The organism is Borrelia parkeri (assembly GCF_023035815.1).
Taxonomy (GTDB): Bacteria; Spirochaetota; Spirochaetia; order Borreliales; family Borreliaceae; genus Borrelia; species Borrelia parkeri.
This window is the reverse complement of the sequence record NZ_CP073159.1, coordinates 80,272-93,532: the sequence shown is the minus strand read 5'-3', so window position 1 is coordinate 93,532 and position 13,261 is coordinate 80,272. Positions and strand designations below refer to the sequence as shown.

General features: G+C 31.2%; 12 protein-coding genes. 10 read left to right on the top strand and 2 right to left on the bottom strand.

What is annotated here, in order from left to right; genetic code table 11:
- Window positions 1–5: 5 nt before the first annotated feature.
- The 10 genes from bpSLO_RS00470 (at window position 6) to bpSLO_RS00425 (ending at window position 11,118) form a co-directional block, all read left to right on the top strand.
- Entirely contained in the window at window positions 6–602 is a 597-nt protein-coding gene (locus bpSLO_RS00470; protein WP_025375144.1) for a V-type ATP synthase subunit E, read from the top strand.
- A 10-nt stretch (window positions 603–612) separates the two neighbouring features.
- The gene (locus bpSLO_RS00465) at window positions 613–1,158 is read left to right on the top strand and encodes a DUF2764 family protein (RefSeq protein ID WP_025375143.1); all 546 of its coding nucleotides are present in this window, start codon (window positions 613–615) and stop codon (window positions 1,156–1,158) included.
- An 11-nt stretch (window positions 1,159–1,169) separates the two neighbouring features.
- Window positions 1,170–2,909 (top strand): V-type ATP synthase subunit A, encoded by a 1,740-nt coding sequence (locus bpSLO_RS00460; protein ID WP_025375142.1) that lies wholly within the window; start codon window positions 1,170–1,172, stop codon window positions 2,907–2,909.
- Window positions 2,910–4,232 carry a V-type ATP synthase subunit B gene (locus bpSLO_RS00455; protein WP_025375141.1) on the top strand — a complete coding sequence of 441 codons (1,323 nt, stop codon included), beginning with the start codon at window positions 2,910–2,912 and terminating at the stop codon, window positions 4,230–4,232.
- A complete protein-coding gene (locus bpSLO_RS00450; protein WP_025407518.1) occupies window positions 4,214–4,810 on the top strand; it encodes a V-type ATP synthase subunit D in 597 nt (198 codons plus the stop codon). The genes bpSLO_RS00455 and bpSLO_RS00450 overlap by 19 nt, the downstream gene beginning before the upstream one ends.
- Window positions 4,811–4,820: 10 nt before the next feature.
- The gene (locus bpSLO_RS00445; protein WP_025407519.1) at window positions 4,821–6,641 is read left to right on the top strand and encodes a V-type ATP synthase subunit I; all 1,821 of its coding nucleotides are present in this window, start codon (window positions 4,821–4,823) and stop codon (window positions 6,639–6,641) included.
- A 21-nt stretch (window positions 6,642–6,662) separates the two neighbouring features.
- A complete protein-coding gene (locus bpSLO_RS00440; RefSeq protein ID WP_025375138.1) occupies window positions 6,663–7,097 on the top strand; it encodes an ATP synthase subunit K in 435 nt (144 codons plus the stop codon).
- A gap of 64 nt (window positions 7,098–7,161) precedes the next feature.
- The gene (locus tag bpSLO_RS00435) at window positions 7,162–8,139 is read left to right on the top strand and encodes a hypothetical protein (protein ID WP_025407520.1); all 978 of its coding nucleotides are present in this window, start codon (window positions 7,162–7,164) and stop codon (window positions 8,137–8,139) included.
- Window positions 8,140–8,179: 40 nt separating this feature from the next.
- A complete protein-coding gene (gene lepA / locus bpSLO_RS00430; protein WP_081719318.1) occupies window positions 8,180–9,985 on the top strand; it encodes a translation elongation factor 4 in 1,806 nt (601 codons plus the stop codon).
- Window positions 9,986–10,167: 182 nt separating this feature from the next.
- Complete coding sequence (locus tag bpSLO_RS00425) at window positions 10,168–11,118, top strand: L-lactate dehydrogenase (RefSeq protein ID WP_025407521.1); 951 nt, start codon at window positions 10,168–10,170, stop codon at window positions 11,116–11,118.
- A 22-nt stretch (window positions 11,119–11,140) separates the two neighbouring features.
- Here bpSLO_RS00425 and bpSLO_RS00420 read toward each other — a convergent pair whose 3' ends face one another.
- Window positions 11,141–12,670: a YifB family Mg chelatase-like AAA ATPase gene (locus bpSLO_RS00420; RefSeq protein ID WP_025375135.1), complete on the bottom strand. Its 1,530-nt coding sequence runs from the start codon at window positions 12,668–12,670 to the stop codon at window positions 11,141–11,143.
- Between the two features lie 22 nt (window positions 12,671–12,692).
- Window positions 12,693–13,097: an iron-sulfur cluster assembly scaffold protein gene (locus tag bpSLO_RS00415; RefSeq protein ID WP_025407522.1), complete on the bottom strand. Its 405-nt coding sequence runs from the start codon at window positions 13,095–13,097 to the stop codon at window positions 12,693–12,695.
- Window positions 13,098–13,261 lie beyond the last annotated feature (164 nt).

Sequence of the window (13,261 nt, the reverse complement as noted above, 5' to 3'; positions counted from 1 at the left end):
TTCTAGTGCAGTTTGAAGTTAAAGATCTGATAAATAAAATTAAAAAAGATGGACTTGAGGAAGCTGAAAAATTAGCAAATGAGATTATTCTTAATGCAAAGAGGGATGCTGAAGCTATTGTTTTAAAAGCTGAGAGTGATGCTAAGGACTTAAAAATGCAAGCTGAAGCGGAAGCTAATGAGTATAAAAGACATTCTCTTGAGGCATCTCGTCAAGCAGTCAGGGATTTGATTATTGGTACTGAAAAAAATATTAAATCTCTTTTTAAGACTGCTTTAAAGGATTCTGTTTCTAGAGTTTATGATGATAATTTTTTGAGGGACCTTATTATTAAGGTTGTAGATATTTGGAGTAAAAACGATAAGATAGATATAATACTTAATGAATCTGATTTTTCTAATTTATTATCTGTTTTAAGAGCAAGGATAGGAAATAGGCTTGATGATGCAATTGAGATTAAACCTTTTGAAGGAATAAGTAAAGGTTTTAAAATTCAACAAAGAGATGGAAATTTGTATTATGATTTTACATCAGAAACTGTTGCTGATATTCTTTTTGAATATTTAAATCCAAGGTTTAAAGAAGTTATAAAGTTGATTTAGGAGATGTAGTATGTTAAGTCCATATTACTATGTTATATCGTCATTACCTTATCTTGATTTAAAAATTGGTAATGGGGAGAGTATTTCAGGTTTTTTTGATAATATTGAGATTGCTTTAAGCAGGGAAGATTTTCTTTGTCTAAAGGATTTTTCAGAATCTAGGTTTGTTAGGGGGAATTTGAAGGTAATTGATCAATTTCTTGAATTTGAAGAAATGATAAGATATACTTTGGCAACTATTAGAGCTGAAAAGTTGGGATTTTCAAGAGATGTGTATTTAGAATCTCCTTATTTTTCTAGTTATTATTTAGGAATTTTAAAACCGCTTTGTCTTAAGGAAAATCCTTTTGAGGTAGAATTAGGACTTGATATGTTAAAGTGGCAGTTTTTAACAGAACTTGAAGTGGGAAATGATTTTAATTTTGAAAAATTGGTAATTTATTTGTTAAAGTTAATGTTAGTTTCAAGAAAAAGTCTCTTTATAGAAGAGATAGGTGAGAAGAATTTTGATGATATTTGTCAAAAATTAAGTATGCAAATGAGTAAAAGTTTTTAAAGGGAATTTGAATGGAAGCTAGAGGAAAAGTAGTGGGAGTTATTGGAAATTTGGTTACTATTGAGATAGTTGGTACAGTTTCCATGAATGAGATTGTTTTTATTAAAACCGGTGGACGCAGTTTAAAAGCAGAGATAATTCGTATTAGAGATGGGGAAGTTGATGCTCAAGTGTTTGAAATGACTAAGGGAATTGCCGTTGGAGATGATATTGAATTTACGGATAAGCTTTTAACTGTTGAACTTGGTCCTGGTCTTTTAAGTCAGGTGTATGATGGTCTTCAAAATCCATTGTCAGAACTTGCTGCTCAATGTGGTTTTTTTTTGGAGAGAGGCTTGTACTTAAGTGCACTTGATAGGAGTAAGAAATGGAGTTTTAATACAACTGCAAAGGTTGGAGATATTGTTGTTGCAGGAGATTATCTTGGATTTGTTGTTGAAGGTACAATTAAGCACAAAATTATGATTCCATTTTATAGAAAAGATTCTTACAAAATTGTGGAGATCGTTAGTGATGGAAATTATACTGTAGATGATAAAATTGCTGTTATTGAAAATGATGCTGGGGGTAGGCATATCATCACTATGTCATTTCATTGGCCTGTTAAAGTTCCAATTACCAGTTATAAAGATAGACTTATTCCTAGTGAGCCTATGGTAACTCAAACAAGAATAATAGATACGTTCTTCCCGGTTGCAAAGGGTGGTACATTTTGTATTCCTGGGCCTTTTGGTGCTGGAAAAACAGTTCTTCAACAAGTTACAAGTCGTAATGCTGATGTTGATGTTGTAATTATTGCTGCTTGTGGTGAACGGGCAGGTGAAGTAGTAGAAACCCTTAAAGAATTTCCTGAGCTTATAGATCCAAGGACAGGTAAAGCTTTAATGGAGAGGACATGTATTATTTGCAATACCTCTTCTATGCCAGTTGCTGCTCGTGAAGCATCAGTGTATACAGCTATTACTATTGGTGAATATTATAGGCAAATGGGTCTTGATATACTTTTACTGGCAGATTCAACTTCAAGATGGGCTCAGGCTATGAGAGAGATGTCAGGGCGTCTTGAGGAAATACCAGGTGAAGAGGCATTTCCTGCTTATCTTGAATCTGTTATTGCATCGTTTTATGAAAGGGCAGGTATTGTTGTTTTAAATGATGGTAATGTTGGTTCTGTAACTGTGGGTGGTTCTGTAAGTCCTGCTGGAGGTAATTTTGAAGAACCAGTCACTCAGGCAACTTTAAAGGTTGTAGGAGCTTTTCATGGTCTTACAAGAGAGAGGTCAGATGCTAGAAAATTTCCAGCTATTAATCCTCTTGAGTCTTGGAGTAAGTATAAAGGGGTTGTTGAATCTGAAAAAACAGAATATGCGAGGTCTTTTTTGGCAAAAGGGAATGAGATAAATCAGATGATGAAAGTTGTTGGTGAGGAAGGTATAAGTATTGGTGACTTTTTAGTTTATTTAAAATCTGAGCTTTTGGATGCATGTTATTTGCAACAAAATTCGTTCGATAGTGTTGATACTGCTGTAAGTCCTGAACGTCAAAATTATATGTTTGATATACTTTACGATATTTTACAATCTGATTTTAAACTTGAGAATAAATTGGAAGCAAGAAGTTTTGTAAATGAACTAAGGCAAAATATTTTGGATATGAATCTTAATCCCTTTAAGGAAGAAAAATTTAATAAGTTAGAAAATACTTTAAAAGATTTAGTACGTTCTAAGAAGTTGGATTTTCGAGGTGCATAAATGAAGAGAGTATATAGCAAGATAGAATCTATTGTTGGGAATGTAATAACTGTGATGGCACAAGATGTTAAATATGGAGAACTTGCCATTGTTAGGTCAAAAGATGCAAGTTCTTTAGCAGAAGTTATTAAGTTGGATAGAGATAAAGTTTCCCTTCAGGTTTATAACGGAACTATAGGTATTTCAACTGCAGATGAAGTTAAGTTTTTAGGTCATCCAATGCAAGTGACATTTTCTGAGAATTTGCTTGGTAGAATCTTTGATGGAGCTGGTAATCCAAAAGATGGAGGACCGCGTCTTGAGGATGATTTGATTGAAATTGGTGGGCCATCAGCTAATCCTGCAAAGCGTATTGTTCCAAGAAACATGATCAGAACAGGAATTCCAATGATAGATGTTTTTAATACTCTTGTTGAGTCTCAAAAATTACCAATATTTTCTGTATCCGGTGAACCTTATAATGAACTTCTTATAAGAATAGCTCTTCAGGCGGAAGTTGATTTAATTATTCTTGGAGGAATGGGACTTAAGAATGATGATTATTTGACGTTTAAGGATTATCTTGAAAAGGGTGGTGCTTTAAGTAGGACAATCTTTTTTGTGAATACAGCTAATGATCCTGTTGTTGAGTCTTTAACAGTTCCTGATATTTCTCTTGCTGTTGCAGAAAAATTTGCATTACAAGGGAAAAAGGTTTTGGTACTTTTGACTGATATGACCAATTTTGCAGATGCTATGAAAGAAATTGCTATTACTATGGAGCAGGTTCCATCTAATAGAGGTTATCCTGGTGATTTATATTCTCAGCTTGCATCTAGATATGAGAAAGCTATTGATTTTGAAGGGGCAGGTTCAATTACTATACTTGCAGTTACTACAATGCCTGGAGATGATATTACTCATCCAGTTCCTGATAATACGGGTTATATTACTGAAGGGCAATATTATTTAAAGGGAGGCAGAATCGAACCTTTTGGTTCTCTTTCAAGACTTAAGCAAATGGTTAACGGGAAAACAAGAGATGATCATAGAACGATTATGGATTCAATGATTAAGCTTTATGCATCTTCAAAGGAGTCTATAGAGAAAAAAGCTATGGGATTTAATATGACAGAGTGGGATGAGAAGCTTATTAAGTACAGTGGTATGTTTGAAAGTAAACTGATGGACTTATCTGTTAATATTCCTTTGGAGGAGGCCTTGGATTTGGGGTGGGAAATTCTCTTTAGTTGTTTTGAACCTAAAGAAACTGGGATTAGAACAGAACTTGTAGAGAAATATTGGCCTCAAAAAAAGGATGAGCAATGTCTAAAGTTAAATTAACTAAGAATGAGCTTAAAAAACAAAAAGATAGCCTTAAAATGCTTGGTAGGTATTTGCCTACTTTGCAGCTTAAGAAACAACAACTTTATTTAGAAATTAGAAAAGTTGAAGCTCTTAAAAGAGCTCGGAAGCTTGAGCAAGATAGGCTTAAGAGGGATATTAAATCTTGGATTGCTTTATTTGGTGAAAAATTTACTTTCCAAGATTGGATTCAAATTAAAAGTGTGGTAAGGAGTTTTGCAAATATTGCAGGCATCAATATTCCTGTATTTGACTTTGTTGAATATGAAGATATTAAACATGACCTTTTATTGACACCTTATTGGGTAGATAGGGGTATAGAGGTTATTAAGAGTATGATTCAGATAAATGCAGAACTTGAGGTTTTAGATGAGCAGATTAGGTTGTTAGAAGCTGAACTTAATACTACTTCTCAAAGGGTAAATTTATTTGAAAAAGTTATGATACCTGCTGCAAAAATTAATATAAAAAAGATTAATATTTATCTTGGTGATCAGCAAACAGCAGCTGTTGTAAGAGGTAAAATGGCTAAAGCTAGCTTGATTAAAAATAGATAGGGATGCGTTTATGATTGTAAAAATGAGCAAAGTTTTGATTTTGACTTTATTGAAATATAAAAGAGAGTCACTCGAAATTTTAAGAGAATTGGGAGTTGTTCATATTAATTTTTGCAATAGAGTTTCAGAATCTTTAGAAAAAATTATTGAGGAAAGGGGAACTTTGGTTCAGGCTTTATCTTTACTTGGGGATGATTCTGAAGTAAAACTTTTAAGCTCTTCAAATGAGAATTTTTTAGATGTTGCAAAGAGTATAATTAGTTTAGGTTCTGAAATTAAAGATTTAAGGGACATGCAGCAGTCATTACTTCATAAGAGAGATATTATATCTTTTTGGGGATATTTTTCTCTTGAACTAGTTAATAAATTGAGAGAAAGTAATATTTACGTGCAATTTTTTAAGTCTGGGATTGGTGAATATAAAAAATTGTTGGCATGTTCTGACACCAAAGTTGCTCTTATTAATAATTATAAAGGTACGGCCTATTTTGTAGCTATTAATTATTCTAAACAAACAATAGATACAGCTGAGGAATATGAGTTTGATTTTGACCTTGATTTTATTGAGAATAAGTTAAGATTTGTTGATGAAATTTTAGATCAAAAGTTAACCCAATTATCGATTTTAAATAAATATAGGGATATTTTAAGAGATGAAATAAAAGAGTATGATCAAATTGTTGAGTTTGAGCAAGTTATGGCTGACATGGATGTAGCGTGTGATAATTTTGTATACATTACAGGATTCGTTCCGGAAGATAAGCGGGAGGATCTTAAAAATCTTAAGGGTAAATTTGTGGTACAATTTGCAGAGCCGGATGATGATGTTGTTCCCACTTATATAAAGAGAAGGGGAATTGCTAAGCTTGCTAAGCCTATTTTTGATGTTTTAGATACAATTCCTGGCTATAAAGAGAGAGATGTTAGTTGTGTTTTTATGTTATTTTTCTTTATGTTTTTTGGAATGATAATTGGTGATGCGGCTTATGGAATGATATTTTTACTAGTAGGCATTTTTCTTAGTTTAGGCAATTTTATAAAAGGTAAGCCTTTAACATCTATTCATGCTTTAATATTTTATCTAAGTACATCAGCAATAATATATGGTTCGATGACTGGTACTTGGTTTGGCAGTAATCCTTTTATTCTTGAGTTATTTCCTATTTTAAAGTCTTTAAAGCTTGGGTATTTGACGGGTACGAATGGTATGCAAAATATTATGTTTATATGTTTTACAATAGGTGTTTTGCAAATATCACTAGCTCATATGTGGAATTTTATTCAAAAAGTGAAGGAAAAACCACATATACATTCAATTGCTCAAATTGGTTGGCTTATTATAATGCCTGGGCTTTATTATCTTGTTCTCAATTTAATACTTGGCAAAGATAGGTTTCCTATGCACAGCATTGTTCTTAATATGATATATGGTGGAGTGATACTTGTCTTTATTTTTGAGAAACAAGATGGTTCAAACTTCTTTATGTGCGTATTAAAGAGCTTTGGGGGAATAATAGAGCAATTTTTAGCTACTGTTTCAGGATTTGCAGACATAATATCTTATATTAGACTTTTTGCTGTTGGACTTGCGGGACTTGCAATTTCTGATAGTTTTAATAGTATGTCAGCATCTTTATTAAAATCATCTAATGTTGGTCTTATGATAAGTGGCATTATTGTGATACTTTTTGGACATATTTTAAATATAACTTTATCTTTGTTATCTGTTGTTGTTCATGGGGTAAGACTTAATATGCTTGAATTTTCAAACCATTTGGGGCAAGAATGGAATGGGTATTCTTATAGGCCTTTTAGAAAAATTAAAAATTAAAGATTAGATAAGGAGAGAATTATGAATATAGGTTTAATAGGAGTTAATTCGGCTTTAGCAATAGCTGCAATAGGTTCAGCTTTGGGTATGGGAGCTGCCGGAAGTGCTGCTATTGGGGCATGGAAGAGATGTTATATGCAAGGTAAGCCAGCTCCTTTCTTATTAATTGTTTTTGTATCAGCACCTTTGACACAAATAATATATGGTTATATATTGATGAATACTTTAGCAGGGATAATGACACAGGCGGATCCTTGGTTGTTATTTGGAGCTGGTTTTGGTGGTGGTCTTGCAATTTCTATTTCTGCTTTTGCTCAGGGTAGAACGGCTGCAGGTGCTTGTGATGCTTTTGCTGAAACTGGCAAGGGATTTGCGACAAATCTTTTGATTTTAGGTTTAATAGAATCTGTTGCCCTTTTTGTGATGGTATTCTTGATGATATTTAAATTTGTTTAAATATGAAGGATTTATGCATTAAATTTTCTCGCAATTTGTGAGAAAATTTAATATATTTATAGATATGCTAAGACCTTTTTTGTTCCTTTTTATTTTCAGCTTTATCTTTAATCTAAATTCATCAGGTGTGAAAGAATTTCCGTATTGGATTTTACTTGAAAAGGGACGACAATTTATTTATTCTAAGGAAGGATTTATTAAATCTAATCTTACTAGTGCAATTAATTATTTACAGGAAGCTTTGCTTAGAAAAGGAATATATCCAGAAGCTAATTATTATTTATCAATTGCTTATAGCATGATTGGCAATGTTGTGTTTGAAAAATTACATCTTCAAAAGGCTTTGGAAGATAAAGATTATTTATTAGATAAATCTTTTGAAAAAAATATACTTTTTTCTTTGGCAAAGATTGCTGAAATTGAAGATAATTATGTTGATATGATTGATTACTTAAATGAGATTTTAAGTAAATTCTCAAGTAGTGATGATTATTATAATTATCACTATGTCGTTCAAAAATATGAGAATACTACAGGTAATAAATTTAATATGTCGTTTTATTTACATTCTTATTTAAAACAGGTCAGGGGAACTTCTGGTTTAGATTTTACTTTTAATCTTTATAGATTTAATAAATATAATATTATCGATACCCATCAGTCATTATCAAAAGTATATTTAAAGATTGGTGCTTATGAACTTGCAATTACTCATGGACTTGTAGCTGCAATTGGTATTTTGACTAAAATGTATGACTGTGTTAGTTATTATGAACCGCTTTATGAGTTTAAAAATTTAAGGTCTTTTGTTCAAAAAATAAATGAATATACTGATGTTAAAACTAGTTTTGAGTCTACAGATTTTTGGGAAATAGTGTATACCATTGCTTATGCTACTTATAGTTATGATGATCATAAACACACGTTAAGAGCTATAGATACTTGGAAGTTGATTGTTGATCTTGCTCCTAAATTTTCGCCTTATGTTTTAAAATCAAAAATTCATATCAGGAATTTTTTACTTAATAAAAGTGTGTATTAGTATAATATTCCTAAATATTTTATTTTAATTTAGGGGAGGTTTGAAAATTAGTTCTTATAAAAAAAATTTTTGTATTATTGCACATATTGATCATGGTAAATCAACTTTAGCGGATAGATTTATACAAAAGGCCAAAATAGTCTCAGATCGTGAATTTAAAAGTCAAATTCTTGATAGTATGGATATTGAAAGAGAACGGGGTATTACAATTAAGAGTCAAGCAGTTACTATTGATTATAAGTGTAGTGATGGCAATACTTATGAACTTAATTTTGTAGATACTCCAGGTCATGTTGATTTTTCTTATGAAGTTTCAAGAGCAATTTCATCTTGTGAGGGAGCACTTTTACTTGTTGATGCGAGTCAGGGAATAGAGGCTCAAACTGTTTCAAACTTTTATATGGCATTTGAACATAATCTTGAAATTATTCCTGTTATTAACAAAATAGATCTACCAAGTGCTAATATTGATTTTGTAAAAGAGCAAATAGAGCATGATTTAGGATTAGATTCAAATATTGCTGTTCCCATATCGGCTAAGAATGGGATAGGAATTGATGAGTTGCTTGAGGCTATTTGTAAATATGTTCCGTCTCCCAAAGGGAGTGTTAAGAGTCCATTAAAGGCTTTAATTTTTGATTCACATTATGATTCTTATCGTGGTGTTATTGTGCATTTTAGAATTTTTGAAGGACAAATCAAAACTGGCGACAAGATTAAATTGATGCATGCAGATAGGGAATGTTTAGTAGAAGAGATTGGAATTTTTAGAATAATTCTTGAAAGAAAAGAGATTTTGGAAGCAGGTGATGTTGGTTATTTTATTGCGGGAATAAAGAATATATCAGATGTTAAGATAGGAGACACTGTAACTCTTGTTGATAATCCAGCAAGTGTGCCTCTTGAAGGATTCAAGGAAGTTAAACCTGTTGTGTTTTCTTCTATTTATCCAGTTGATGCTAATCAGTATGATGATCTTTTAAAGGCAATGGATAGACTTAAATTAAATGATGCATCGCTTACTTTTGAAAAAGATGCTTCAGCTGCTCTTGGACATGGATTTCAATGTGGATTTTTGGGACTTTTACATTTAGAGGTAATTCAGGAAAGAATTGAACGTGAATTTGATCTTAATGTGATATTAACATCACCGTCAGTACGTTATAAAATTATTCCCAAAAAAGGGAATTCCTATTTTATTGAGAGTCCTGAACAATTTCCTGGAAATGAAAACATTGAAGTTGCTCTTGAGCCTTATATTAGAGCAAATATTATTGTTCCCACTGAATTTTTGGGGAATGTTATGAGTGTTTGTTTGCTTAAAAGGGGCGTGCAAGAAAATTTGATTTATCTTGATACAAAACGTGTTGAAGTTATTTATAAGATGCCACTTGCTGAAATACTTTTTGATTTTTACGATAAGGTTAAATCTGTAAGTCGTGGATACGCTTCTTTTGACTATGTACTATTAGGATATGAGGAAACAGATTTAGTTAGGTTGGATATTTTAGTTAATGGGGATAGAGTTGATGCATTGTCTCAGTTAGTCTTTAAGGATGGTGCGAGAGCAAAAGCTTTAAGTATTTGTAAAAAATTAAAAGATGAGATTGCAAGACAACAATTTAAAATAGCGATTCAAGGGGCTATTGGTTCAAACATTATTGCGCGTGAAACAATTTCCCCTGTTAGGAAAGATGTTACTGCTAAATGTTATGGGGGAGATATTACTCGAAAAAGAAAGCTTTTAGAAAAGCAAAAGGAAGGGAAGAAGAGATTGAAGATGATAGGGAATATTGAGATACCACAAAGTGCGTTTCTTGCTATTCTTAAATCAGATGATAATTAATTTTATGCTTAAACAGTTAAATTTTTAGAGCAGCGATATTAATTATTGATTTTTGGCACAATTTAATAACCAATTTATAAGATATTTAATTTTTATAAAATATTATTAAATTGTTTTAAAGTTTTATAAACTGTTATAAAATTATTTTATACCAATAAAATAATTTTATATGGAGATAGTTTATGCTTAAACGTAATAAGGTTGTTCTTGTTGGAGCTGGTGGTGTTGGCTCAAGCTTTGCTTATGCTTTGACAATAGATAACTCACTTGTTCATGAGCTTGTAATTATTGATTTAGCTCAAGACAAGGCTAAGGGTGAAGTCATGGATTTAAACCATGGTCAGATGTTCTTAGAAAAAAATATTAAAATAGAATTTGGCAGTTATGATGATTGTTCTGATGCTGATATTGTTGTGATTACTGCAGGTCTTAATCAAAAACCAGGTGATACAAGACTTGACTTGGTTGACAAGAATACTAAAATCTTTAAAGAAATTGTAACAAGTGTTGTTTCAAGTGGATTTAGTGGTATTTTTGTAATTGCAAGTAATCCTGTTGATATTATGACTTATGTAACAATGAAATATTCCAATTTTCCAACTCATAAGGTTATTGGTACAGGGACAACGCTTGATACTTCAAGACTTAGATATTTTTTAGCTGAGCGTTTTAATGTTAATACTCAAAATATACATTCATATATTATGGGTGAGCATGGAGATAGTTCTTTTGTTACTTGGGATGAGACTAAAATAGCTATGAAGTCTTTATCAGAATATCTTGATGAAGGAAAAGTAAGTGATGCAGAACTTGATGAGATGCACAAGAATGTTGTTAATGCTGCTTATGAGGTGATTAAACTTAAAGGTGCAACTTATTATGCTATTGGACTTGGTATTAAGAAAATTGTCAATGCAATAATTAGTGACCAAAACCTTATTTTGCCGATATCTTCATATATTAATGGGCAATATGGTAATTTTGTTAAGGATATTTATATTGGAGCACCTTCTGTTGTTTGTAAAGATGGTGTAAAAGAGGTTCTTGATTTTAAAATAAGTGATAGAGAACTTGAAAAATTTAAAATTTCTGCTAATCAACTGAAAAGTTATATTGATAAAATAGAGTTTTAATTTTGCCCCATTTGGGGCTTTTTTATTCTTCTAGTAATCTTTCTCCATGTTTTCTATGTTCAATAGCTTCTAGTAATGATTCCCTTGAGATATGGTTTTCTTCTTTTAAATCCGCAATTGTTCTTGCTAGTTTTAAGATTGAATGAGTTGCTCTTGATGATATATTAAGTTTATTTAACATATAAATCATTTCTTCTCTTAGTATTTTATCTAATTCACAGAATATAGCAATATGTTCTGGTTTAAGATCAGAATTCTTGTGAATATTTTCAATATTTGAGTATCTTTTACTTTGTATGTTCCTTGCCTTTATTATTCTCTGTCTTATTTCACTCGAGCTTTCATTATCTTCTTGGAATAATTTTGCATTGTCTACTGGTTTAACTGGAACCCTAATATCAATTCTATCAAGCATTGCTGCTCCAAGTTTTTTCCAGTAGTTTGAAACCTCTTGTTGTGAACAAAAACATTCTGTATCATTTTTTCCAAGGTTGCCACAAGGACAGGGGTTTGTAGCAATCATTAACTGAAAATTTGCAGGATATTTGAATGATTTTGAACTTGCTCTTACTATTGAGATCATCTTATCTTCTATTGGTTCGCGAAGTGATTGTAGTATTGATTTTTGGAATTCCAAAGCTTCATCTAAGAATAAAATTCCATTATGAGCAAGTGATACTTCACCAGGAAGTGCATTGGAGCCTCCACCAATTATTCCTTCTTTACTTGCAGTTTGATGGGGTTGTCTAAATGGTCTTTGTCTTATAATTTTTGTATCTATTAATTTACCCGCGACTGACCAGATTCTGTTTGTTTCAATGATTTCTTTATTTGTAAGTGGAGGTAAGATTGACTGTACACATTTGATGCTGAGAGTTTTTCCACTTCCAGGAGGCCCAAATATCATGATGTTATGACCTCCAGCGACTGCGATTTCGAGTGCTCTTTTGGTTCTATGTTGTCCTTTGATGTTTTTAAAATCGTATTCAAATTTTTCTTCATTGTATTCTGTTTTAAAGTTAATTTTGGGTTTTGCTGGAAATATATTGTTGTTAAGATTGCTTATTATTTCTAGGGCTTCTTTTAAAGTTTTTACTCCCCAGATGTTTAAATTTTCTATTAAAAGAGATTCTTCTAAATTGTCAAAAGGTATGATTATACATTTGATTCCTCTTTTTTTTGCAAGTGAAATGGCAGGCAATACTCCTTTAATCGCTCTTACTTGTCCGTCTAATTGTAATTCACCTAATATTAAAACTTCCAAGTTATTGTTTTGATTTTCTTTTATAGTTATAATACTTGTTGCGATTGAAAGATCAATTGCTGTACCGATTTTTTTGATACCGGCTGGTGCTAGATTGATTAATATCCTGTCTTTTGGAAAAGTAAATTCTGAATTTTTGATAGCTGATTTTACCCTTTCTCTTGATTCTTTGATTTCACTTCCAGCAAGTCCAACAATATCAATTCCTGATATTCCTTTTCTAATATCTACTTCAATTTCAATGAGTTCTCCTTCATATCCTATTGATGAGTGAGAGTATATTTTCATATAATTCTCCTTAAATTAAAAGTTATTTAATGGTATTCAAGATCTCTTTTAGAGCTTTGTATGGTAGCATGAAGCAATCTTTTCTATTTGTATATAAAAAATTTTCAAAATTTTTAAGGCTTTTATCAATTTCTTCTAAATTTTCAAAATTTTTATTGATTGTTTTTGTTATGATTTCTAGTATTTCTTTTCTAGGTTTATTATCACATAGCTTAGTTAAGATATAAGCACTTGAGAGAAAAATTATGCATCCATATGCGTTGTATTTTAATCTAATTTTTTCGTTGTTTTCATTGATTTTAAAAGTTATTTGGTCACCGCACTTAGATTGATGATATACTAAACTTTGATTTTTATCTGTTTTAAAATAATACTTTTTTATTTTGCTAAATCTTATTAGTTCTTTTTTTGTTTCTTCTGAAAACATGTTTCAATTTTAAGAGGTTTGCTTGATTAAATCAATAATATTTTTATATTGATTTAATTTAAGTTTTATGTAATGAGTAAATTTTCTACACATTATCTTTGATATTATTGAGTGTTATAATCTTTATGTAAGCTAATTAATAGCTTTTGTGAGCTTTTTTAAAG